20 protein-coding genes and 2 tRNA genes are annotated in these 23,246 nt (G+C 71.2%); 9 read left to right on the top strand and 13 right to left on the bottom strand.

Going from position 1 to position 23,246, the window contains the following annotated elements:
- Nucleotides 1-12: 12 nt before the first annotated feature.
- The 7 genes from clpX to IEY71_RS08935 form a co-directional block, all read right to left on the bottom strand.
- Nucleotides 13-1,290: an ATP-dependent Clp protease ATP-binding subunit ClpX gene (clpX, locus tag IEY71_RS08965; protein WP_189084859.1), complete on the bottom strand. Its 1,278-nt coding sequence runs from the start codon at nt 1,288-1,290 to the stop codon at nt 13-15.
- A gap of 239 nt (nt 1,291-1,529) precedes the next feature.
- Nucleotides 1,530-2,207 carry an ATP-dependent Clp protease proteolytic subunit gene (locus tag IEY71_RS08960; RefSeq protein WP_189085153.1) on the bottom strand — a complete coding sequence of 226 codons (678 nt, stop codon included), beginning with the start codon at nt 2,205-2,207 and terminating at the stop codon, nt 1,530-1,532.
- A gap of 25 nt (nt 2,208-2,232) precedes the next feature.
- Nucleotides 2,233-2,820: an ATP-dependent Clp protease proteolytic subunit gene (locus IEY71_RS08955; RefSeq protein ID WP_189084858.1), complete on the bottom strand. Its 588-nt coding sequence runs from the start codon at nt 2,818-2,820 to the stop codon at nt 2,233-2,235.
- A 74-nt stretch (nt 2,821-2,894) separates the two neighbouring features.
- Nucleotides 2,895-3,392 (bottom strand): tetratricopeptide repeat protein, encoded by a 498-nt coding sequence (locus IEY71_RS08950; RefSeq protein WP_189084857.1) that lies wholly within the window; start codon nt 3,390-3,392, stop codon nt 2,895-2,897.
- A gap of 84 nt (nt 3,393-3,476) precedes the next feature.
- Nucleotides 3,477-4,931, bottom strand: a complete 1,455-nt coding sequence (tig, locus tag IEY71_RS08945) for a trigger factor (protein ID WP_189084856.1) — start codon at nt 4,929-4,931, stop codon at nt 3,477-3,479.
- Nucleotides 4,932-4,980: 49 nt separating this feature from the next.
- Nucleotides 4,981-5,055 (bottom strand) — tRNA-Pro (locus IEY71_RS08940).
- A gap of 145 nt (nt 5,056-5,200) precedes the next feature.
- Nucleotides 5,201-5,271 (bottom strand) — tRNA-Gly (locus IEY71_RS08935).
- A 201-nt stretch (nt 5,272-5,472) separates the two neighbouring features.
- Here IEY71_RS08935 and IEY71_RS08930 point away from each other — a divergent pair.
- Nucleotides 5,473-5,958: a Dps family protein gene (locus IEY71_RS08930; protein WP_189084855.1), complete on the top strand. Its 486-nt coding sequence runs from the start codon at nt 5,473-5,475 to the stop codon at nt 5,956-5,958.
- Nucleotides 5,959-6,035: 77 nt separating this feature from the next.
- Here the strand turns inward: IEY71_RS08930 and IEY71_RS08925 are convergent, their stop codons facing one another.
- From IEY71_RS08925 to IEY71_RS08900, 6 genes are all read right to left on the bottom strand, one after another.
- Nucleotides 6,036-6,698: a response regulator transcription factor gene (locus tag IEY71_RS08925; protein ID WP_189084854.1), complete on the bottom strand. Its 663-nt coding sequence runs from the start codon at nt 6,696-6,698 to the stop codon at nt 6,036-6,038.
- Nucleotides 6,699-6,735: 37 nt separating this feature from the next.
- Nucleotides 6,736-8,190 carry a sensor histidine kinase gene (locus IEY71_RS08920; RefSeq protein WP_229781602.1) on the bottom strand — a complete coding sequence of 485 codons (1,455 nt, stop codon included), beginning with the start codon at nt 8,188-8,190 and terminating at the stop codon, nt 6,736-6,738.
- A complete protein-coding gene (locus IEY71_RS08915; protein WP_189084853.1) occupies nt 8,177-9,736 on the bottom strand; it encodes a multicopper oxidase family protein in 1,560 nt (519 codons plus the stop codon). Before IEY71_RS08915 ends, IEY71_RS08920 begins: the two co-directional genes overlap by 14 nt.
- 95 nt (nt 9,737-9,831) lie before the next feature.
- Nucleotides 9,832-10,836: an Fpg/Nei family DNA glycosylase gene (locus IEY71_RS08910; protein ID WP_189084852.1), complete on the bottom strand. Its 1,005-nt coding sequence runs from the start codon at nt 10,834-10,836 to the stop codon at nt 9,832-9,834.
- A gap of 10 nt (nt 10,837-10,846) precedes the next feature.
- Entirely contained in the window at nt 10,847-11,371 is a 525-nt protein-coding gene (locus IEY71_RS08905; protein ID WP_189084851.1) for a ribose-5-phosphate isomerase, read from the bottom strand.
- 10 nt (nt 11,372-11,381) lie between these two features.
- Nucleotides 11,382-12,368: a DUF2332 domain-containing protein gene (locus tag IEY71_RS08900; RefSeq protein ID WP_229781601.1), complete on the bottom strand. Its 987-nt coding sequence runs from the start codon at nt 12,366-12,368 to the stop codon at nt 11,382-11,384.
- Nucleotides 12,369-12,495: 127 nt separating this feature from the next.
- On the opposite strand from IEY71_RS08900, the gene pepN (IEY71_RS08895) reads away from it, so the two are divergent.
- The 8 genes from pepN (IEY71_RS08895) (at nt 12,496) to IEY71_RS08860 (ending at nt 23,225) form a co-directional block, all read left to right on the top strand.
- The gene (gene pepN, locus IEY71_RS08895; protein ID WP_189084850.1) at nt 12,496-15,045 is read left to right on the top strand and encodes an aminopeptidase N; all 2,550 of its coding nucleotides are present in this window, start codon (nt 12,496-12,498) and stop codon (nt 15,043-15,045) included.
- Between the two features lie 116 nt (nt 15,046-15,161).
- On the top strand, nt 15,162-16,073 hold the full coding sequence (locus tag IEY71_RS08890; RefSeq protein WP_189084849.1) for an ABC transporter ATP-binding protein: 912 nt from the start codon (nt 15,162-15,164) through the stop codon (nt 16,071-16,073).
- Complete coding sequence (locus IEY71_RS08885) at nt 16,070-16,933, top strand: ABC transporter permease subunit (protein WP_189084848.1); 864 nt, start codon at nt 16,070-16,072, stop codon at nt 16,931-16,933. Before IEY71_RS08890 ends, IEY71_RS08885 begins: the two co-directional genes overlap by 4 nt.
- A 10-nt stretch (nt 16,934-16,943) precedes the next feature.
- Nucleotides 16,944-18,263 carry a sensor histidine kinase gene (locus tag IEY71_RS08880; RefSeq protein WP_189084847.1) on the top strand — a complete coding sequence of 440 codons (1,320 nt, stop codon included), beginning with the start codon at nt 16,944-16,946 and terminating at the stop codon, nt 18,261-18,263.
- Nucleotides 18,260-18,967 carry a response regulator gene (locus IEY71_RS08875; protein ID WP_189084846.1) on the top strand — a complete coding sequence of 236 codons (708 nt, stop codon included), beginning with the start codon at nt 18,260-18,262 and terminating at the stop codon, nt 18,965-18,967. Before IEY71_RS08880 ends, IEY71_RS08875 begins: the two co-directional genes overlap by 4 nt.
- Before the next feature lie 112 nt (nt 18,968-19,079).
- Complete coding sequence (pepN, locus tag IEY71_RS08870; RefSeq protein WP_189084845.1) at nt 19,080-21,647, top strand: aminopeptidase N; 2,568 nt, start codon at nt 19,080-19,082, stop codon at nt 21,645-21,647.
- A 22-nt stretch (nt 21,648-21,669) separates the two neighbouring features.
- Nucleotides 21,670-22,773 (top strand): mechanosensitive ion channel family protein, encoded by a 1,104-nt coding sequence (locus IEY71_RS08865; protein WP_189084844.1) that lies wholly within the window; start codon nt 21,670-21,672, stop codon nt 22,771-22,773.
- Nucleotides 22,774-22,817: 44 nt separating this feature from the next.
- Nucleotides 22,818-23,225 carry a globin gene (locus IEY71_RS08860; RefSeq protein ID WP_189085150.1) on the top strand — a complete coding sequence of 136 codons (408 nt, stop codon included), beginning with the start codon at nt 22,818-22,820 and terminating at the stop codon, nt 23,223-23,225.
- Nucleotides 23,226-23,246 lie beyond the last annotated feature (21 nt).

Below are 23,246 nucleotides of genomic sequence, written 5' to 3'. Positions count from 1 at the left end.
AGGCGCGGGGCGTCAGGCCGACTTCTCCTGACGGCGCTGCTTCGCCGGGACGATCGTGGGCGCCGCGTTGTCGATGACCGCCGCCTTCGTGACGACGACCCGGGCGACCCCCGTGGAGCTCGGCACCTCGAACATGATCGGGCCGAGCACCTCCTCCATGATGGCGCGGAGTCCTCGGGCGCCGGTCTGCCGGAGCACGGCGAGGTCGGCGATCGCCTCGAGCGCGTCCTGCTCGAAGTCGAGCGCGACGCCGTCGAGCTCGAACATGCGCTGATACTGCTTCACGAGCGCGTTCTTCGGCTCGGTGAGGATCTCGATGAGCGCCTCGCGGTCGAGCGGCGTGACGGTCGCCACGACGGGCAGCCGGCCGATGAACTCGGGGATGAGGCCGAACTTGTGCAGGTCTTCCGGGAGCACCTCGCTGAAGAGCTCCGCGTCCTCGCGCTTCGAATGCAGCGGTGCGCCGAAGCCGATGCCGCGCTTGCCCGCGCGCGAGGAGATGATGTCCTCGAGCCCGGCGAACGCACCCGCGACGATGAACAGCACGTTCGTCGTGTCGATCTGGATGAACTCCTGGTGCGGGTGCTTGCGCCCGCCCTGCGGAGGCACCGAGGCGACCGTGCCCTCGAGAATCTTCAACAGGGCCTGCTGCACGCCCTCGCCGGAGACGTCGCGGGTGATCGACGGGTTCTCGGCCTTGCGCGCGATCTTGTCGACCTCGTCGATGTAGATGATGCCGGTCTCGGCGCGCTTGACGTCGTAGTCGGCGGCCTGGATGAGCTTCAGCAGGATGTTCTCGACGTCTTCGCCGACGTAGCCGGCCTCGGTGAGGGCCGTGGCGTCGGCGACGGCGAACGGCACGTTCAGCTGCTTCGCGAGCGTCTGGGCCAGGTAGGTCTTGCCGCACCCGGTCGGGCCGATGAGCAGGATGTTCGACTTGGCGATCTCCACGTCGTCGTGGGCGCGGTCGGCGGTGGTCAGCGTGGTCTTCGCGCGGATGCGCTTGTAGTGGTTGTAGACGGCGACGGCGAGGGCGCGCTTCGCGGGCTCCTGCCCGATCACGTACTCCTCGAGGAAGGAGAAGATCTCCTTCGGCTTCGGCAGCTCGAACTCGCCGGCCTCGGTCTCGCCGGCCTCGGCGAGACGCTCCTCGATGATCTCGTTGCAGAGCTCGACGCACTCGTCGCAGATGTAGACGCCGGGGCCCGCGATGAGCTGCTGGACCTGCTTCTGGCTCTTTCCGCAGAACGAGCACTTCAACAGGTCTGCGCTCTCTCCGATGCGTGCCATCGCATCCTCCCTCTCAGCGGTCTGCTCCGAGCCTAACCCGTGCCGGCGTCGTTGCGGCGGAGCGGCGCAGGATCGGCGACGGCGTGGCGATCCGCTTCAGTCGATCAGGTGCCGGAAGTACCGGCGGGGGTCGTCGAGGAACGAACTCCACGCGGCGCAGCCCCCATCCGGCCGGACGAAGAGACGGCGAACGGCGCGCCGGTCGTCCAGCGCGCCGTTCGTCATCGGAGGTGCCGGGCTCAGCTCGTGAGCGCGGGCAGCGTCTTGCGGGAAGTCAGCACCTGGTCGATGAGACCGTACTGCAGGGCCTCCTCGGCCGAGAGGATCTTGTCGCGGTCGATGTCCTTGTTGACCTCCTCCTGGCTGCGCTTGGAGTGCTTCGAGAGCGTCTCCTCGAGCCAGGTGCGCATGCGCAGGATCTCGGCCGCCTGGATCTCGATGTCCGAGGCCTGCCCGTGCCCCGCCTCGCCCATCGCGGGCTGGTGGATGAGGATTCGGGCGTTGGGCAGCGCGAGGCGACGACCGGGCGTGCCGGCAGCGGCGATGACCGCAGCCGCCGAGGCGGCCTGGCCGAGCACGACCGTCTGGATCTGCGGACGGATGTACTGCATCGTGTCGTAGATCGCGGTCATCGCGGTGAAGGAGCCGCCCGGCGAGTTGATGTACATCATGATGTCGCGCTCGGGGTCCATCGACTCGAGGACGAGCAGCTGCGCCATGATGTCGTCGGCCGACGCGTCGTCGACCTGCACGCCGAGGAAGATGATGCGGTCCTCGAAGAGCTTCGCGTACGGGTCCTGGCGCTTAAAGCCGTAGGCCGTGCGCTCCTCGAAGCTCGGCAGGATGTAGCGCGAGCCGGGCGCCTGCACGCCGGAGAAGGCGGTGCCGCCGTTCGCAGGACCGGTGAAGGCTTGCATTGTCATTCGCTCGTTCTCTCTCTCGTTACGCCTGGTTCGTTCCGCCGCCGCCCGCGACGTCGAGCGCGGACTCGCGGATGTGGTCGACGAAGCCGTACTCGAGCGCCTCCTGCGCGGAGAACCAGCGGTCGCGGTCGCCGTCGGCGTTGATCTGCTCGACCGACTTGCCGGTCTGCGCCGCCGTGATCTCCGCCAGGCGCTTCTTCATGTCGAGGATGAGCTGGGCCTGGGTCTGGATGTCGCTCGCGGTGCCGCCGAAGCCGCCGTGCGGCTGGTGCAGGAGCACTCGCGCGTTCGGGGTGATGTAGCGCTTGCCCTTGGTGCCCGCGGTCAGCAGCAGCTGCCCCATCGAGGCCGCCATGCCGATGCCCACCGTGACGATGTCGTTCGGCACGAACTGCATCGTGTCGTAGATCGCCATGCCCGCCGTGATCGAACCGCCCGGCGAGTTGATGTAGAGGTAGATGTCCTTCTTCGGGTCCTCGGCGGCGAGCAGCAGGAGCTTCGCGGCGATCTCGTTCGCGTTGTCGTCGCGCACCTCGGAACCGAGCCAGATGATGCGGTCCTTCAGCAGTCGATCGAATACACCCGGCTGCGGGGTCTGTTCGGCCATGGATGTCGCTCCGTTTCGTTGTCGCGTTGAATCGAATCTATCCGGTGCAACGGCGCGGAACGGGGCTGTTCGCCCTAGGCGGATGACGCGTCGCCGCCCAGGGCCGCGGCGTACGCGGCCAGCGAACGGCGGTACTGCGGCAGGTGCGGAACGAGGGCGGCCACGAGCTCGGCCGCCGCGTGCCGCTCGCGCCCGAGATCGACGAGTGCGAGCGCCCGGAACGCCGTCACCGCGTCGCCGAGGTCGTGCGGGTCGGCCGAGGCCTCGTCGAGCAGCGCGAGCGACTCGCTCGGCCGGCCGAGGTTCCGCAGCGTCGAGGCGAGCTGGATCAGCGCCTCCACCCGCGACCGCCCCGCGAGCCCGAGGGCGAGCGCCCGCCGATAGCCGGCGACGGCCTCGTCCTCCAAGCCCGCCGCGTCGCGGGCTCCCGCCGCCTCGAAGGCGCCGCGAGGGTCGCTGCCGGGCAACTCGGCCGCGAGCGCGTCGATCCTGCGGATCACCTCGGCGTCGCCGAGGACGTCCGCATCCGCCCAGACGGCGTCGACGGTGTCCTGCCAGTCCGCTGCGGTCATCGTGCGTCCGTCCCTTCGCCGTCGTGGCGGAATGCGAGCGGGGGCCGGGCCATCGGCCCGACCCCCGCTCACGGAATCAGCTGCTTACGCGTCCGACTTCTTGGCGGCGCGCTTCTTCGGCGCGGGCTTCTCGCCCTCCGCCTCGTCGCTCGCCTTCTTCGTGGCGCGCTTCTTCGGCGCGGGCTTCTCGGCCTCTTCGGCCTCCTCGACGATCTCCTCGGCCTCGGCGACGACCTCGGCCTCGGCCTCGGCTTCGTCCTCGCCGACGGCGGTGAACTCGCTGAGGTCGACGGCCTTGCCGTCGGCGTCGGTGACCTTCGCCTTGCCGAGCGCGATCGCCAGCGCCTTGTTGCGGGCGACCTCGCCGACCATCGCCGGGATCTGGCCCTGCTCGCTGAGGATCTGGACGAACTCCTGCGGGTTCATGCCGTACTGAGCAGCACCCTGCACGAGGTACTGGGTGAGTTCGTCCTGGCTGACCTGGACGTTCTCGACCTCGGCGATCTTGTCGAGGATGATCTGCGACTTGAACGACTTGGTGCTCGCCTCGGTGACCTCGGCGCGGTGCTCGTCGTCCTCGAGGCGGTTCTCGGACTCGAGGTGGCGGTGCACCTCGTCCTCGATGACCGAGTCGGCGACCGGGACGTCGGCGAGCTCGATGAGCTTGTCGACGAGCAGGTCGCGCGCCTGGGTGCCCTGACCGAAGGTCTTGTTGCGGCCGACCTGCTCCTTGAGCGACTCGGTGAGCTCGGCGATGGTGTCGAACTCGCTCGCGATCTGGGCGAAGTCGTCGTCGGCCTCGGGGAGCTCGCGCTCCTTGACGGCGGTGACGGTGACGGTGATCTCGGCCTCGGCACCCTCGTGCTCGCCGCCCAGCAGGCTCGAGGTGAAGGTGGTGGTCTCACCCGCGGTGAGCGAGTCGAGCGCCTCGTCGATGCCCGCGAGGAGCTCGCCCGAGCCGACCTCGTAGGAGATGCCGTTGGCGGTGTCGACCTGGGCTCCGTCGATCTCGGCGACGAGGTCGAGCGTGACGAAGTCACCGGTCTTCGCGGGACGGTCGACCGTGATCAGCGTGCCGAAGCGGCTGCGCAGACGGTCGAGCTCCTCGGTGACCTCGTTCTCGTCGATCTCGACCGAGTCGACGGTGAGCTCGAGGCCGTCGTAGGCGGGCAGCTCGATCTCGGGGCGCACGTCGACCTCGATCGAGAGCAGCAGGTCGCCCGAGAAGTCCTTCTCGTTCGGCCACTCCACGATGTCGGCCGCGGGGCGGCCGAGCGGGCGCAGCTCGTGCTCGGTGACGGCGGCGCGGTAGAAGCCGTCGAGGCCCTCGTTGACGGCGTGCTCGAGCACGGCCGCCTTGCCGACGCGCTGGTCGATGATGGGCGGCGGCACCTTGCCCTTGCGGAACCCGGGCACGTTGATCTGCTCGGCGATGTGCTCGTACGCGTGGGCGATGCTGGGCTTCAGCTCCTCGGGCGTCACCGTGATGGTGAGCTTGGCGCGCGTCGGGCTCAGCTTCTCAACCGAAGTGGTCGGCATGTGGAAGTTCTCCTGTTGTGTGGAAGTTCGTGTCGAGCCAGGCGACTCGTCGGGGCGACAGGATTCGAACCTGCGACCTCCCGCTCCCAAAGCGGGCGCTCTAGCCAAGCTGAGCTACGCCCCGAGTCGCTACTCAACTCGTCGCCACCCGCGAGGGCATGCCGAAGCAGGCCGGGACGCGGATGACCCGAGAAAGTCTACTGCACGGCGCGGGGCTGCTCATGACACCGGAGCGATGCCGCGGCCGAGCGCGGACGGAGCTGAATCGGAGGGGATGACGGGAATCGAACCCGCGTAATCAGTTTGGAAGACTGAGGCTCTACCATTGAGCTACATCCCCGATGCGCCTGACGGCACGGTTCGATCGTAGTGCACATCGGCGGGGTCGCCGCGCACGGGGTGCGTGCGCGGCTCGTTTGAGTGCGGCATCCGACCGTAGTGAGGTACGCCTCCCCTTCGCAAGCCCTGCCTTCCCTTGCTTGAAATAGATCGTGAGCTGCGTAGCGTTGAAGCAGACAACGACCAAGGGAAGGCGGAACAGATGACCGACACCATGGCTCCGAAGACCGGCGCGAACGCCGAGGTCGCCTCCGGGGTGGCCCAGTTCTTCACCCCGATCGTGCACGAGCTCGTGACGCTCGCCGTGAACGGCAAGCAGGCGCATTGGCACGTCCGCGGTATCAACTTCCTGCCGGTGCACGAGTTCCTCGACACCGTCGTGGAGCACGCGCAGGGCTGGGCCGACGAGGCCGCCGAGCGCGTGATCGCACTCGGGCTGCCGATCGACGCCCGCCTCGCGACCGTCGCCAAGCAGACCGCGGGCGCGAACCCCAAGGCGGGCTTCAAGCCGTCCGAGGACACCATCGCCGACGTGATCGCGCAGATCGACGTCGCGACCGAGAAGGTGAACGCCGCGATCGAGGGCCTCGAGACGCTCGACCCGTCGAGCCAGGACATCGCCATCGCGATCCGTCAGGGCCTCGACAAGGACCGCTGGTTCCTCTCGGCGCACCTCAGCGTGAGCTGAGCCTCGGCACCGACGACGGGGGGGCCGGGATCCGCGAGGATCCCGGCCCCTCCTCATGCCCGGACGCCGGCCGGGGATCAGCGCTGCAGCCAGGCGAGCACGGCGAGCACCCGGCGATGATCGGTGCCGGAGTCCTCGAGGCCGAGCTTCTGGAAGATCGAGGTCACGTTCTTCTCGACCGCGCCGACGCCGATGAACAGCTGTGCGGCGATGCCCGCGTTCGTGCGCCCCTCGGCCATGAGCTCGAGCACCTCGCGCTCACGGGGCGTGAGGCTCTCGAGCGGATCGGCACGACGGCTCAGCAGCTCGCGGACGACCTGCGGGTCGAGCACGGTCCCGCCGTCGCTGACCCGGCGCACGGCGTCGTCGAGCTCGTCGAGCGAAGCGACGCGGTCCTTCAGCAGATAGCCCATGCCGCCCTCGCCGGAGCTCAGCAGCTCGTGGGCGTAGGTGCCCTCGACGTACTGGCTGAGCAGCAGCACCCCGAGCCTCGGATAGCGGCGGCGCAGCTCGATCGCCGCGCGCACGCCCTCGTCGCGGAAGCTCGGGGGCATGCGCACGTCGAGCACCGCGACGTCGGGCAGATCCTCGGCGACCGAGGCGAGCAGCTGCTCGGCATCCGGGTAGGACCCGACCGTCTCGAACCCGGCCTCGTCGAAGAGCCGGACGAGCCCTTCGCGCAGGAGCACCGAGTCCTCGGCGAGCACGACGCGGAGCTGGCCGCGGGCGGGGTCTGGCATGCCCCAACCCTAGCGGCGCGGGGCGACCCGCCATGCGTCAGACGCCGTCGACGCTCGGCGTCTCCGGCAGGAACGGGATGTGCGCGCCGATGATCGTCGGGCCGCCCGGAGGGCTGTCGACGAGGAACTGGCCGCGGAGTCCGAGCACGCGCTCGTGCAGCCCAGCGAGCCCGTGCCCCGCCTCCAGACGCGCGCCGCCAGAGCCGTTGTCGGTGACCCAGAGGTCGAGCCAGTGCCCGGCCGGGCCCGCGTCGCGCACGGCGACCCGCAGCCGCACGCTCGTCGCGTCGGAGTGCTTCACGACGTTCGTCAGCAGCTCGGCCGCCACGAAGTACGCGTTCCGCTCGATCGCCGCCGGCAGCCCGCTGGCCGCGGGCAGGAGGTTCTCGAACACCACCGGCACCGGGCTCCGGGAGGCGAGCGACTCGAGTGCGCTCGCGAGGCCCCGGTCCTGCAGCAGCGGCGGCGCGAAACCCCGCGACAGGGCGCGGAGCTCGTCGAGCGTCTCGCGCGCCTGCTCCCGCGCCTCGCCGATGAGCTCCCGGGCGGCGTCCGGGTCGCGCTCCATGCGCCGCTCGATCGTCGCGAGATCCATCTGCAGCCGGACGAGCCGCTGCTGCGGGCCGTCGTGGATGTCCCGCTCGAGGCGTCGCAGCGAGGCATCCTCCGCCTGCACCGCGGCGCCGCGCGAGGCGGCGAGCTGCGCCACCTCGACCTCGAGCGCCTCGGAACGCCAGGCGCCGAGCAGGCCGCGCGCCGCGGCCTCGTGCAGCAGCGTGAGCCCTCGGAACACGTACGGGAGGGTGAGCAGGAAGATCACGCCGAGCACGAACTCGAGCAGCCGCTCCCCCGCGACGACGTCGTAGGAGAAGTCGTTGCCCGGGAAGAACCGGTCCAGCAGCCACTCGTTCAGCCAGAAGCCGCGGTCGCTCTCGGGGATGAAGCGCTGCCAGAACCAGCCGGTGGTGCCGCCGAGCGCCATCGACACCCAGACGATCGTGACCGTCCACGTGAAGATGCTCACGATCGGATTGACGATGAGCGTGTGCAGCACGTACAGCCAGTAGTGCCCGTCGACGAAGGGCACGAAGGCGGCCCGCCAGAATCCCGCCTCACGCCCGTCGCGGGCCCAGTCCGGCCGCTCGATGCGGGGGCGGCCGGCCCACTCGAGGCGGACGAGCTCGAGGGTGCCGAAGCCGCGCGCCACGTAGAACGCGCCCACCATCACGAACACGCCGACGACGAGGGCGAGCAGGCCGACTCCGGTGAAGAACACGGTGGCGGCGAAGCTGAGGCCGACGACCGCGATCGGCATGGTGAGGATGAGGAAGCCGAGCTCCCGCGGCACCGCGGCCCAGAGCGCGCCGTAGCCGCGTCCGCGCTTCCGCGGCGACGTCTCGGCGGATGGGCTGTTGGCCGGTTCGGTGCTCATGGCCTCGCGATTCGTGTGGGTGGTCGGCTGCTCGGTGTCGGGCGCATCAGTGGTGGTCATGGTCGGTCCCCTCGGGAATCGTCGCACGCTGACCCGGCTCGACGACGGCGAACTGCCCCATCATCCCCTGATCCTCGTGCCACAGCAGGTGGCAGTGGTACATGTACGGCGTGTCCGGGTCGGCGTAGTCGGCGAAGCGGAGGAGCAGCACGTACTCGGTCTCGGGCTCGACGAAGATCGTGTCCTTCCAGCCCGCGAGCTCCGGCGGCGGGGGCTCACCGGCCACCGCAGCCAGTCGGAACTGCACGTCGTGCACGTGGAAGCTGTGCGGGAGCGCGGTGTCGTTCACGACGGTCCAGCGCTCGAGCGTGTCGACCGTGACGGTCTCGTCGATGCGGCCGAGGTCCATAGCGTGGCCGTTGATCTCGAAGCTGTCGTCGAGGACGAAGCGGCGATCGGCGGCGAGCTCGCCGTCCTCGAGCGGCGGCAGCGGGATGAGCGCGTCGGGATCGGCGGTCGCTGCTCGGAGCTGCTCGGCAGCGCGCAGCTCGAGCACGTCGAAGCCATCGGCCGCCCCGTTCGTCTGCGCGACCGGTCCGACGAGCCCGGCGAGTTCCGGCGTCATGCGGGACTGCAGCACGAGCCGCTCCCCGGGGGTGAGCCGAACGAGCACCTCGGCCCGCTCCCCCGGCGAGAGCCGGAGCTCCGGCAGCTCCACCGGCGCGTCGAGCAGTCCGCCGTCGGTCCCGATCAATCGCACCGGACGGTCGTCGGCCCAGGCGAAGGCGTAGCTGCGCGCCGTCGACGCGTTCAGCAGCCGCAGCCGGAGAAGCTCGTCACCGGCCTCGAAGTACGGCGAGCGGGTGCCATTCACGAGCAGTTCGTCGCCGAGCGCTCCCGCGTAGCCCCGCTGCGCCGCCTCGCGACGGCCCTCGGCGCTGAACCCGGTGTCCTGCACGATCACGGGCACGTCGTCGACGCCGTACTCGGCCGGCAGCCCGAGGGCGCGCTCGGCGTCGTCGTGCAGCAGGACGAGTCCGGCAAGGCCTCGGGACACGTGCGTCTCGGTCTCGCCGTGCGGATGCGGGTGGTACCAGAGCGTCGCGGCCTGCTGCGCGACGAGCCACTCGGGCGCCCAGGTGGCGCCGGGCGCGACCATCTGGTGCGGACCGCCGTCCATCGCCGCGGGCAGGTGCATCCCGTGCCAGTGCACCGTGGTCGGCTCGTCGAGCGTGTTGCGCACCTCGACACGCACCCGTTCGCCGCGGTCCGCGACGAGCGTCGGGCCGAGGTAGCCGCCGTTGAACCCCCAGCTCTCGCTCGGCACGCCGGGCTCGAACTCGGTGGTGCCGGCCTGCGCGGTGAGCGCGAAGACCCGGGTGCCGTCGGCGTCCACGCTCGACTCGGCGATCGGCGGGATCGCGAGCGGGCGATCGAAGTCGATCCGCCCGATCGTCGAAACCGGGCCGGGCGTCACGACGCCGCAGCCCGCGAAGGCGAGCGCCACGAGCCCGCCGGCCGCGAGCGCGGTGAGCCCCGAGACGAGGGTCGCGCGAGGACGCCGGATCGGCGAGGGTCTGGCTGGTCGCGTGCTGGTACCGAGCATGCTTCCAGCCTCGCGAGCGCGATCGCCCCGCCCCATCCGGCACCCGTCCGGATCGTGGCGGGGGTTATCCCCCGCCGCTCAGCCGCGACGCAGGCTCACGCCTGGCAGGAGGGGCACCAGTAGAGCTTCCGCGCGCCGAGTTCCTCGAGCACGATGTTCGTGCCGCAGACGCGGCACGGCAGGCCCTCCCGCTTGTAGACCCAGTGGCGGTCGTCGCGGTTCGCCATCGCGGCGCGGTAGGCCTCGCCCTCGAGGCCGTCCATCGTCATCATCTGCCCGGTCTCGACGCCGACGCGCAGGAGCCGGCCCCAGTCGTGCCAGAGCTCCCGCACGGTCTCTTCCGGCACGAGCCGGCCCGGGGTGTGCGGGTTGAGGCCCGCCCGGAACAGCAGCTCCGCGCGGTAGACGTTACCGATGCCGGCGACGACGTTCTGATCCATGAGCAGCAGCGCGATCGGCGTGGGCTTGCGCCGCACCGTCGAGACGAAGCGCTCCTCCGCCTCGGCGCTGTCGTCGAGCAGCGGATCGGGGCCGAGCCTCGCGACCGTCGCCTCGACCTGGGCCGGGTCGAGCACCTCGCACGCGGTCGGCCCGCGCAGGTCGGCGCAGACGGTGTCGGTGAGCAGACGCACCCGCACCTGGCCGACCGGCTCGGGCGGGAAGGACCAGGCGGTGTCCCCCTCCTTCTCCGACTCGGCCATGCGCAGCCGGGTGCGCCGCGGCGCACCGATGGAGGTCAGCGAGTTCTCGCCGGCGGCGTCGAGCACGACGGCGTCGGGGTTCGGGCCGTCGAGGAAGGTGCCGCGCATGTTCGTCTGCCCCATGCGACCGTTCGCGGAGGCGATCGTCGGGTCGAGGAGGATGTCGCCGGCGAAGTCCCAGGCGCCGTAGATGCCGAGGTGCACGCGCAGCCAGCGGTCGCCCTCGAAGCCGAGGAACATCTGCTTGCCGACGGCGCGCGCGTCGGTCATCCGCCGGCCGTCGAGGAGCGCAGCCCCCTCGGCGAATCGCCCCTGCGGGCTCGACACGTGCACGAGGTGCCCGACGAAGTTGCGCTCGAACTGGCGGGTGATGCGATGGACGGAGTGGCCCTCTGGCATCCGGCGCGCCCTACGCCTCGGGCTCCGACACCTGCGCCGAGCCGGCCGAGGTGTCGACGCCCTTGCCGGCGATGTCGCCGGTGGTCTCGTACTCGGCGAGCTGGGCGATGCGGCGCACGTGACGTTCATCGCCGGAGAACGGCTCCGCGATGAAGGCGTCGATGTACCGGATGGCCTCCTCCACGGTGTGCTGGCGCGCACCGATGGAGATGACGTTGGCGTCGTTGTGCTCGCGGGCGAGGATCGCGGTGTCCATGCTCCAGACGAGGGCGGCGCGGATGCCGCGCACCTTGTTGGCCGCGATCTGCTCGCCATTGCCGGAACCGCCGAAGACGACGCCGAGCGCGCGGACGCCGGCCGCCTGGTCGCGGGCGACGCCGAGGGCGGCGTTGATGCAGAACGCGGGATAGTCGTCCAGCGCGTCGTACTCGGCCGGGCCGTGGTCGACGACCTCGTGCCCGCCGTTCGTCAGGTGGGCCTGCAGGGTCCGGCTGAACTCGAGGCCGGCGTGGTCGGTCGCGATGTGGATGCGCATGCTGACGATTCTAGGGAGTGCCGATCCAGCGGATGGCCCGGCCGTGCGGCTGCACCCACGCGAGCTGCTCCCCGTCGAGGGCGAGCACGAAGTCGCTCGAGGCATTCGGCGCGTCCTCGCGCGCCGCGATGCCGGGGACGACGCTGCGCCCCTCGACGGAGAGCCAGTGCCCGTCGAGCCGCCGCACCTCGGCGACGAAGCGCCGCTTGGCCTCCTCGTCGAGGTACGCGATGACCGCGGTGTGCAGCACGACGAGCGTCGCCCCGGCCGGCGCCTCGGCTGCGAGGCGGGCGAGTTCCTCGACGAGATCGCCCGCGACGAGGCGGGGCGGCTCGGCGGCGACGATGGCGGCCGCCTCGCGGAGCCGGGTGCGGCGGTCGTCGTGCTCGGGCCAGATCAGCGCGTCGAGCCAGGCGAGGTCGTCGGCGTGCGTCACGTCGAGCGGGTTGAGATCGATGCCCGCCCGCCAGACGACCTCCGGCAACCGCTCGGGGATGGGGACCCGACCGTTGGTCTCGCAGTCGAGCACGACCCGGCTCGGGCCGTCGCTCGGCTCGATCGGCGGCCGCTCGTCGTAGCGGTAGGCGTAGCGATCCGGGTACAGGCAGAGCCCGGCGGACGCGCCGACCTCGAGCAGGGCGAGGGGGCCCGGCAGCGCAGCGAGCACCGGGAGGTGCAGCGCGCAGCGGCCGGCCTCGTTCGTCTGCGTGGCGTGGTCGAGCACCGTGGCGCGGACCTCGATCCAGTGCCGGTGCAGCCAGTCCCGCAGCACGGCGTACGGGCCGAGCGGCGCGCCCTGGAACCGCGCCGCGCTGAACACGAGGTTCGGCTGCCGCTTCGCGACCGGCAGTTCCTCGATCAGCGCGATCGTCGGGCGGTCCCCGGCCACGCCCGCGGCCCACGCCTCGTACGTCGCGGACATCCCGCGCGCCTCGACCTCGGCGAAGGCCCGGTAGCGAGCGGCGGTCGAGGCATCCGGATTCATGGTCTCGCGCATGCCGCCACGCTACGTCGGGTTCGCCCGGAGCGGAACCGCTGCGACCGGGCGCGAGCGCGGTCGCGCGAGTAGGCTGGTCGGCGTTGCCTGCGGCCACGAGCCGCGTCGATGAAGCGAAGGAGCGCACGTGCCCGGAGAGAACCTCACCCGCCTGGAAGCCGAGGAGCGTGCCGCGCTCGTCCAGGTCCACGACTACGACGTCGTCCTCGACGTCACGACGGGCCCCGAGGTGTTCCGTTCGACGACGACCGTCCGGTTCCAGGCGACGACGCCCGGCGCCTCGACGTTCATCGACGCCATCACCGCCGAGGTGCACTCGGTCACCCTGAACGGGGTCGCCCTCGACCCCGCCGAGGTCAGCGACGGCGTCCGCATCCAGCTGCCCGGCCTCGCCGCCGAGAACGAGCTCGTCGTCGTCGCCGACGGCCGCTACATGCACACCGGCGAGGGCCTGCACCGCTTCGTCGACCCCGCCGACGGCGAGGTCTACCTCTACACCCAGTTCGAGGTGCCCGACTCGCGGCGCATGTTCGCCGTGTTCGAGCAGCCCGACCTCAAGGCGGCCTTCCGGTTCACCGTGACCGCACCGTCGCACTGGCAGGTCGTCTCGAACCAGCCGACCCCCGAGCCGGTCGCCGCAGGCGAGGGCACGGCCACCTGGGCGTTCGAGCCCACCCCGCGCATGTCCAGCTACATCACGGCGCTCATCGCAGGCCCGTACGACGTGGTGCGCGACGAGCTCACGAGCTCGGACGGCCGGGTCATCCCGCTCGGGGTGTTCAGTCGGAAGAGCCTGTCGCAGTACCTCGACGCGGACTACATCTTCGAGAAGACGAAGCAGGGCTTCGCGTACTTCGAGGGCAAGTTCGACGTGCCCTACCCGTTCGCGAAGTACGACCAGCTCTTCGTGCCGGAGTACAACGCGGGTGCGATGGAGAACGCGGGCGCGGTCACCTTCACCGAGGTGTACGTGTTCCGCTCGAAGGTGACCGACGCGATCAAGGAGCGCCGCGTCGTCACGATCCTGCACGAGCTCGCGCACATGTGGTTCGGCGACCTCGTCACGATGAAGTGGTGGAACGACCTCTGGCTGAACGAGTCGTTCGCCGAGTGGGCCTCGACCATCGCCACCGCCGAGGCGACCGAGTGGGTGCACGCCTGGACGACGTTCAACTCGATGGAGAAGAGCTGGGCCTATCGACAGGACCAGCTGCCCTCCACGCACCCCATCGTCGCGGAGATCCGCGATCTCGAGGACGTGCTGGTGAATTTCGACGGCATCACCTACGCCAAGGGCGGCTCGGTGCTGAAGCAGCTCGCCGCGTGGGTCGGCATCGAGGCGTTCTTCACGGGCGTGTCCGCGTATTTCAAGAAGCACGCCTGGGGCAACACGACCCTCGCCGACCTGCTCACCGAGCTCGAGACCGCGTCGGGCCGCGACCTGTCGGGCTGGTCGAAGCTCTGGCTCGAGACGGCGGGCGTGAACACCCTGCGTCCCGAGATCACCTCGGACGCCGACGGCGCGATCACCTCCTTCGCGGTGCTGCAGTCGGCGCACCCCGACTACCCCACGATCCGCCCGCACCGCCTCGCCATCGGCTTCTACAACCTGGTCGACGGCAAGCTCGTGCGCGAGCACCGGGTCGAGCTCGACGTCGACGGCGAGCGCACCGAGGTGCCCGAGCTGCTCGGCCGCGCCCGCCCCGACCTCGTGCTGCTGAACGACGACGACCTCGCCTACGCGAAGATCCGCCTCGACGTGGCCTCCCAGAAGATCGCGATCGAGAACCTGTCGAAGATCGAGGACCCGCTCGCCCGGGCCATGGTGTGGTCGAGCGTGTGGGACGCGACCCGCGACGCCGAGACCGGCGCGAGCGACTACCTCGAGCTCGTGCTCGGCAACATCGCCGCCGAGACCGAGTCGACGACGCTGCGCATCGTGCTCGCGAACGCACAGCTGGCGGCGAGCTCCTACGTGGCACCCGAGCGGCGCGCCGACGCGCGCCGCTCCCTGGCCGACGGCCTCTGGGAGCTCGCGCAGCAGGCGGAGGCCGGCAGCGACGCGCAGTTCCAGTTCGTGAAGTACTTCGCCGCCCTCGCGGAGTCCGGCAGCCACATCGACGAGCTCGCCGCGCTCTTCGCGGGTGAGCGCAGCCTCGACGGCCTCGACATCGACACCGACCTCGGCTGGGAGCTGCTCATCGCCCTCGTCGCCGCCGGTCGTGCCGGCGATGCCGAGATCGATGCCCGCCTCGAGTCCGACAAGACCGCGACCGGGCAGGAGTCCGCGGCGCACGCCCGCGCCGCCATCCCCACCGCCGAGGGCAAGCAGCGCGCCTGGGACTCGATCGTCGAGGCGGACACCGCCACCAACTCGGTGGTGCGCACCACCGCCGCGGGCTTCGTCCGCGCCGGCGACCGCGAGCTGCTCACGCCGTTCGTGCCGCGCTACTTCGACATGATCGGCCGCGTCTGGACCGAGCGGAGCTACGCCATCGCCGAGAAGCTCGTCGAGCTGCTCTACCCCGCGACCCTCGCCAACCGCGAGCTCGTCGAGGCGAGCCACGCCTGGCTCGCGGCGAACGCCGACGCCGCGCCGGCGCTGCGCCGCCTCGTCGTCGAGAACGTCGCCGGCGTCGAGCGCGCCCTCGCCGCGCAGGAGCGCGACGCGGCGTAGGCGGCGCAGCGGCACCGTGGACGGGCAGTGCGGTAGTACCCGGGTACCACCGCACCGCCCGTCTGCCATTCCCGAGGGCGATGCGCGGAGCTGGCGGGCTGCGTACCGTCGAAGGCATGATCACCGCAACCGCGCTCACCAAGCGCTACGGCGCGAAGACCGCCGTCCACGATCTGTCGTTCGAGGTGCGCCCCGGGCAGGTCACGGGCTTCCTCGGCCCGAACGGCGCCGGCAAGTCGACCACCATGCGCATGATCGTCGGCCTCGACCGACCCGACACGGGATCCGTCACGGTCGGCGGCAAGCCCTACGCCGAGCACCGCGCGCCCCTGCACGAGGTCGGCGCCCTGCTCGACGCGAAGGCCGTGCACACCGGGCGCACCGCCGAGAACCACCTCCTCGCGATGGCCGCGACGCACGGCATCGCCAAGCGCCGGGTGCACGAGGTCATCGAGCTCACGGGCCTCGAGTCCGTCGCCCGCAAGCGCGTCGGCGGCTTCTCGCTCGGCATGGGTCAGCGCCTCGGAATCGCCGCTGCGATGCTCGGCGACCCGTCAGTGCTGATCCTCGACGAACCCGTGAACGGGCTCGACCCCGAGGGCGTGCTCTGGGTGCGCCAGCTCGTCCGGCACCTCGCCGGGGAGGGCCGCACGGTCTTCCTGTCCTCGCATCTGATGAGCGAGATGGCGCAGACCGCCGACCACCTCATCGTGCTGGGCCGGGGCGAGATCATCGCCGACGCGCCCGTCGAGGAGATCATCGCCGCCGGCACCCGCCAGCGCGTGCGGGTCCGCTCGCCGCATGCCTCCCAGCTCGCGGAGCTGCTCGCGGCGCCCGACGTCGTCATCATCCGCTCCGAGGCCGGACTGCTGGAGATCACCGGCCTCGAAGCCGCCGGCATCGGCGATCTGGCGGCGGCCAACGGCCTCGCCATCCATGAACTCACCCCGCAGAACGCGTCGCTCGAGGAGGCCTATCTGGCCCTCACGGCGGACGCCGTCGAGTACCGTACGGAGGCCGTCCGATGACCACCGCCACCACTGCGGCCCGCCCCGTCCAGGGCGGTCCCCGGCTCCCGCACACCGCCCGGCTGAGCTTCGGCGGCATCCTCCGCTCGGAGTGGATCAAGCTCCGCAGCCTCCGCTCGACCGTCTGGTCGTACCTCATCGTCGTCGCGATCTCGCTCGGCATGGCCGTGCTCATGTCGTTCAGCCTCGCGAACGGCATGAGCGGCATGGACGTCTCCGCCGCGCCGCCGGCCGAGCAGACCGGCATGGTGCTGCAGTCGGCCGTCTTCGGCACCTACTTCGGGCAGCTGGTCGTCGCGGTCCTCGGCGTCCTGATCATCAGCGGCGAGTACACCACCGGCATGATCCGGTCGACCCTCTCGGCGGTACCGAAGCGACTGCCCGCGCTCGCCGGCAAGGCGGTCGTCCTGTTCGTCGCCACCCTCGTCGTCGGGGTCGTGACGAACCTCGCGGCGTTCGGCGTCGCCGCGGCGATCTTCGCGGGCAGCGGCGTGCACGTCTCGCTGTTCGCCGAGAACGTGCTGCTCGTCCTCGGCGGCGCAGCGCTGTACCTCGCGCTCGTCTCGGTCTTCGCGCTCGGCATCGGGACGATCATCCGGTCCAGCGCCGGCGGCATCGCCGCCGTGCTCGGCATCCTGCTGCTCCTGCCGACGGTGCTCGGGCTCATCCCCGCCGAGTGGGCGTCCGACCTCATGCCGTATCTGCTCTCCTCGGCCGGGATGACGATGTTCATGACGATCGGCGCGGACCCCGCGACCCTCCCGGGGCCGAACGCCTGGCAGAGCCTGCTCGTCGTCCTCGCCTGGCTGGCAGTCTCACTCGCCGGCGCCGCCGTGCTGCTGAAGCGCCGCGACGCGTAGAGTCCTGCCTATGCCGGACGCGCCACCGCTCACCCCCGACCGCCCCGTTCCGGCGGTCGGGGGTGAGCTCCGTCTGCCGAAGCCGCCCGGGGTCATCCGACAGTTCTGGGCCCGCCATCCGCGGCTCACCGACTCGATCCTCGCCGCGCTCTACGTCGTCCCGACGTTCATCGCCACGATGGTCATCGCCTCGGACTCGCCCACGCCGCCCCTGGTCGCCACCCTGCTGCAGGTCGTCGGCATCGCGATCGGCGGCGCGGCCGTGCTGCTGTTCCGGAGAACCCGACCGTGGCTGCTGACCGGCATCGCCTGGTCGGTCTGCCTGATGGTCGCGCCGTTCGGCATGAGCGACGGATTCCCGATCCTCTACGCGCTCTACGCGCTCGGGGTGTACCGCTCGACGAAGGCCGCCTGGATCGGCTTCGGCGGCTCCGTCGGGGTGACCACGCTGAGCGCCTACCTCGAGGCGTGGGTCGCCCCTTCCCCGTTCGGCGGCCCGGTGGCCACCTCTTCGCAGTACGCCGCGATCATGCTCATCGTCACGCTCATCGGGGTCACGGTGGGCAACCGGCGGCGGTACCTCCTCGCGCTCATCGCCCGCGCGCACGACCTCGCACGGGAGCGCGACCAGCAGGCCCAGCTCGCCGCGGCGGCCGAGCGGGCCCGCATCGCCCGCGAACTGCACGACATCGTCTCGCACGGGCTCACCGTGATGGTGACCCTCGCCGACGGCTCGGCCGCGACCGCCTCGCGCGACCCGGAACGCGCCGCCGAGGCCATGCGCTCCGTCGCCGAGACGGGGCGCAGCGCGCTCGGCGAGATGCGCCGCATGCTCGGCGTCCTCCGGGAGCCGGGCGGCAGTCCGGCCGAGCTCGCGCCTCAGCCGGGTCTCTCGGCCATCCCGGAGCTGATCGACGGCTTCCGCGAGGCCGGCATGCCCGTGCGGCTCACCACGAGCGGCGTGCCGGAGGCCGACCCCGCCGTCGCGCTCGCGGTCTACCGCCTCGTGCAGGAAGGGCTGACGAACGCCCTCCGCCACGGCAGGAACGCCCAGCATGTGGAGGTGCGCCTCCAGCACCGCCCGGGAGAGGTCGAGGTGCTCGTCGAGGACGACGCCCCGCCGCCACAGGGCGACGCGCCGGTGACGCGCGGCGCCGGACGCGGCCTCGCCGGGCTGCGCGAGCGCATCGCACTGTACGGCGGCACGCTCGACGCGGGGCCGCGGGGCGCCCGCGGTTGGCGGCTCCGGGCGACGCTCCCGGTCACACCGGCCGAGCCCTGCGGCACCGAAGACCCCCACGAACGAATCGACGACGGGACCCCGGAATGACCATCGAAGCCCTGCCCACCGCCGGCCCCGTCCGGGTCGCGATCGTCGACGACCAGGCCCTCGTCCGCACCGGCTTCCGCCTCGTGCTCGACGCGGAGCCCGGCATCGAGGTCGTCGGCGAGGCGGGAGACGGGCTCGCCGCGCTCGCCCTCGCGCGCGAGACCGCGGTCGACGTGCTGCTCATGGACGTGCGCATGCCCGGGATGGACGGCATCGCCGCGACGGCCGAGCTCAGCGCCCGGCATCCCGAGGTCCGGATCATCGTGCTCACCACCTTCGACCTCGACGAGTACGCCTTCGCGGCGATCCGATCGGGCGCGAGCGGCTTCCTCCTGAAGGACGTGCGACCGCAGGAGCTCGTCGCCGCCATCCGCACGGTCGCGAGCGGCGAGGCGGCCCTCTCGCCGCGGGTGACGCGGCGCATGCTCGAGCTCTTCGCCGCCGAGCTGCCCGCATCGGACGATGCGACGGGCCAGCGGGCCGCACGGCGTCCGGAGCCCGGCCGCTTCGACGCGCTCACCGCGCGCGAGCGGGAGATCCTCCTGGCGATCGCCGAGGGGCTGAACAACGCCGAGCTCGCCGAGCGGTTCTTCCTGTCCGAGTCGACCGTGAAAACCCACGTCGGGCGCGTGCTGCAGAAGCTCGGCGCGCGCGACCGGGTGCAGCTCGTGATCCTCGCCTACGAGCAGGGGCTGCTCGGCTGATCGCGCCGCGCCGACGCCGCGCGAGCGGCCGCCGGCGCTGCACGAGCGGCCGCCGGCGGCCGGGCGCGGCTCGCTAGGCTGGTGCGGCGCCATCGCTACGAAGGGATCGTCCATGCCTGCTGCCAACCTCACCCGCGTCGAAGCCGAGGAGCGGGCCGCGATCGTCGGCGCGCCGAGCTACGAGGTCGTGCTCGACCTCACCGACGACGGCGAGACCTTCCGCAGTGAGACCACCGCCCGCTTCGCCGCCGTCGCCGGCGCCGCGACGTTCATCGAGGCGAACACGGAGACGATCCACGAGCTCACACTGAACGGCCGAGCGCTCGACCCGTCCGTCGTCAGCGACGGCGTGCGCATCCGCCTCGACGGGCTCGCGGAGCAGAACGAGCTGCGCGTCGTCTCGACGAACGCGTACTCGAAGACCGGCGAGGGACTGCACCGCTTCGTCGACCCGGTCGACGGCGAACGGTACCTCTACACCGAGTTCGCCGTCGCCGAGGCGAACCGGGTCTACGCCGTCTTCGACCAGCCCGACCTCAAGGCCGCCGTGCGCTTCACGATCAGCGCCCCGGCGCACTGGTCGGTGCTGAGCAACGCGCCGTCGCCCGAGGCCGAACCGATCGCCGGCACGCCGAACGCAGTCTGGCGCTTCGAGACCGGCCCCGTCATCTCGAGCTACATCGTCGCCGTGGTCGCCGGACCGTACGCGAGCTGGCACGGCAGCGCCGCGAGCGTCGACGGCCGAGAGGTACCGCTCGGGCTCTTCACCAGGGCCTCGCTCGCCGAGTACGCCGACCCCGAGATGATGTTCGGCACGGTCGCCGCGGGCCTCGCGTTCTACGAGGAGGCCTTCGGCGTGCCGTACCCCTACGGCAAGTACGACCAGATCTTCGTGCCCGAGTACAACTGGGGCGCAATGGAGAACGTCGGCGCGGTCACGTTCAACGAGTCCTACCTGTTCCGCTCGCGGGTGTCCGACGCGCGCCGCGAGCAGCGCGCCATCGTCGTGCTGCACGAGCTCAGCCACATGTGGTTCGGCAACTCGGTGACGATGCGCTGGTGGAACGACATCTGGCTGAACGAGTCGTTCGCCACCTGGGCCTCGACGCTCGCGACCTCGCGCGTGACCGAGTTCACCGGTGTCTGGGCCACCTTCGCGAGCGACGAGAAGACCCACGCGGCCGAGCAGGACCAGCTGCCCTCGACGCATCCGATCGTCGCCGAGATCCCGAGCATCGCCGACGTCGAGGTGAACTTCGATGCGATCACCTACGACAAGGGCGCCTCGGTGCTGAAGCAGCTCGTGGCGTGGGTCGGCCTCGACGCCTTCCAGCAGGGCGTCGGCGCGTACCTCGCGAAGCACGGCGGCGGCAACGCGACGCTGGCGGACCTCCTCGCCGAGCTCGAGCGGGCGAGCGGCCGCGACCTCGCCGACTGGTCGGCGCGCTGGCTCGAGACCGCGGGCGTCAACACGCTGCGCGCGGTGATCGACACGGATGCCTCGGGCCGCATCACCGCGGCACGCGTGGAGCAGACCGCGGCCGCCGAGCACCCGACGCTGCGTCCGCACCGCGTCGCGATCGGCGCCTACGAGCTCCGCGACGAGCGTCTCGTGCGGGTGCACCGCGTCGAGCTCGACCTCGACGGGGCGGCGACGGAGGTGCCGGAGCTCGTCGGACTCGCCCGCCCCGCGCTGCTGCTCGTGAACGACGACGACCTCAGCTACGCGAAGGTGCGTCTCGACGACGAGTCCTTCGCCACCGCGGTCGACCACCTCTCGGCGATCGACGACCCCGTCGCGCGGGCCGTCGTGCTCGGCTCGGCGTGGGACGCCGTCCGCGACGCCGAGCTGCCCGCCTCGGCGTTCGTGCGGCTCGTGCTCGCGAATATCGGGCGCGAGACCCAGTCCTCGGCGCGCGGGCTCGCGCTCGCCCGGCTCGAGCTCGCGCTCTCGCAGTACCTCGCCGACGAGCACCGCGAGCGGATCGTCGGCGAGGCCGGCGACGCGATCTGGGCGCTCGCCGAGCTCTCCGAGGCCGGCTCCGACGCGCAGCTGCAGCTCGTGAAGGCGTTCACCCGCATCGCGTCCAGCTCCGCCCACGCCGAGCTGCTCGCCGGGCTCGCCGACGGCGGCACCGCCCTGCCCGGCCTCGAGGTCGACCTCGACCTGCGCTGGGAGCTCGTCATCGCCCGCTCCGCGCTCGGCGTGGCGAGCGACGCCGAGATCGACCGCGCCCTGGCCGCGGACGACACCGCGAAGGGGCGTCAGCTCGCCGAGACCGCCCGCGCCGCGCGCCCCGACCCCGCGGTCAAGCAGGCGGCGTGGGAGCGGGTGATGCGGGATGCCTCGCTCTCCAACGACCTGGCCCGCGCGATCGCCGAGGGCTGGCGACGGGCCCGCCCCGCCGAGCTGCTCGCCCCGACGGCGGCCGCGTACTTCGACGAGCTGCAAGAGGTGTGGGCGAGCCGCAGCTTCAACATGGCCGCGATCATCGTGCGCGGGCTCTTCCCCGTCGCCCTGGTCGACGAAGGGCTCGCCGAGCTCGCCCGCGACTGGCTCGCCCGGAACCCCGAGCCGGCCCCGCTCGCGCGGCTCGTCACGGAGAAGCTCGCCGAGCTCGACCGTGCGCTCGCGGCCCGCGAACGCGACGCCGCGTCCCTCACCGTCGATGCCCAGTAGCGCTCACTAGACTCGGGCCATCATGCTCGTGTTCGCTGAAACGCCCCCGGTCGACGGTGAGGACACCCCCGTCGACCCCGGATTCTGGACCGATATCGCGACGTTCTGGTCGGAGCACTGGGGCACCATCGTCGGCAAGCTCGTGGCGATCCTGCTCATCGTCGGCATCGCGCTGCTGATCCGCTGGGTGCTGCACTTCGTCATCGACCGCGTGGTGAAGCAGATCGTCTCCGGGGTCAAGAAGAAGCAGGACGTCACCGACACGCAGGCGCTGCAGGCCTCCCCGCTCGCGGCCGTGCGGCTCGTGCAACGCACCCGCACGCTCGGCTCGGTGCTCCGCAACATCGTCAACGTCACGCTCTTCATCGTCGTCGTGCTGATGATCGTGAACACGATCGACAACACGCTGCTCGGCTCGTTCGCGCTGCTCTCCGCGGCGATCGGCGCGGGCCTCGGCTTCGGCGCGCAGAACATCGTGAAGGATGCGTTGAACGGCCTGTTCATGGTCGTCGAGGACCAGCTCGGCGTCGGCGACGTCGTCGACCTGGGACCGGCGACGGGCATCGTCGAGGAGGTGCGCATCCGGGTGACCACCGTGCGCGACGTGAACGGCACCCTCTGGTTCGTCCGCAACGGCGAGATCCTCCGCGTCGGCAACATGTCGCAGGGCTGGGCCCGCGTCATCCTCGACCTGGCGGTGCCGTACGACGCCGACGTCGAAGCCGTCGAGACCGAGATGCTGCGCACCGCCACCGAGATGGCGAAGTCGAGCAAGTGGCGCAGCCGAATCCTCGAGAAGCCGGAGATCTGGGGCCTCGAGTCGATCTCCGCCGAAGCGCTCGTCATCCGGATCGTGATGAAGGTGCGCACCTCCTCGAAGGACGACGTCGCGCGCGAGCTGCGCGTCCGCCTGAAGCACTCGCTCGACGAGATGGGCGTGAAGCTGCCGAGCATGAACTCCGTGGTGCTCGCCGGCTTCGACAGCGTCACCAGGGTGAAGGGCGCTCGCCCGCCCCGGACGGCGCCGAACGCCGTGGTCCCCGGCGCCGAACCGTACACTCCGAAGGCGAAGCCGTCTCGCGCCGCGAAGCGACGCCCGGCCGACGACGAAGGGACCACGCTGTGAGCGAAGCGAACGAGCCGACGAAGCTCCCGCCCGCCGGGGTGCAGCTGCGCGGCAGCGAGCACGGCCCCGGGCTCGGCCAGACCTTCTACGAGTCGGTCGGCGGCAGCCCCACCTTCGAACGGCTCGTCGCCGAGTTCTACCGCGGCGTCGCCGACGATCCCGTGCTGAAGCCGATGTACCCCGAGGAGGATCTGGGTCCGGCCGCCAGGCGCCTGCAGCTCTTCCTCGAGCAGTACTGGGGCGGGCCCGGGACTTACAGCGAGGAGCGCGGCCACCCGCGACTGCGGATGCGGCACCTGCCCTTCAAGGTCAACCCCGACGCGCGCGACCGATGGCTCGCGCACATGCGCCGCGCCGTCGACTCTCTCGAGCTGCCGCCCCTCGCCGAGGCCACGCTGTGGGATTATCTGCAGCGAGCCGCATTCGCGATGGTGAACACCTTCGACGACTGAGCCCTGCACCGCCACCACCCG

The organism is Agromyces mediolanus (genome assembly GCF_014648575.1).
Taxonomy (GTDB): Bacteria; Actinomycetota; Actinomycetes; order Actinomycetales; family Microbacteriaceae; genus Agromyces; species Agromyces mediolanus.
This window is presented reverse-complemented; position numbering and strand designations above follow the sequence as displayed.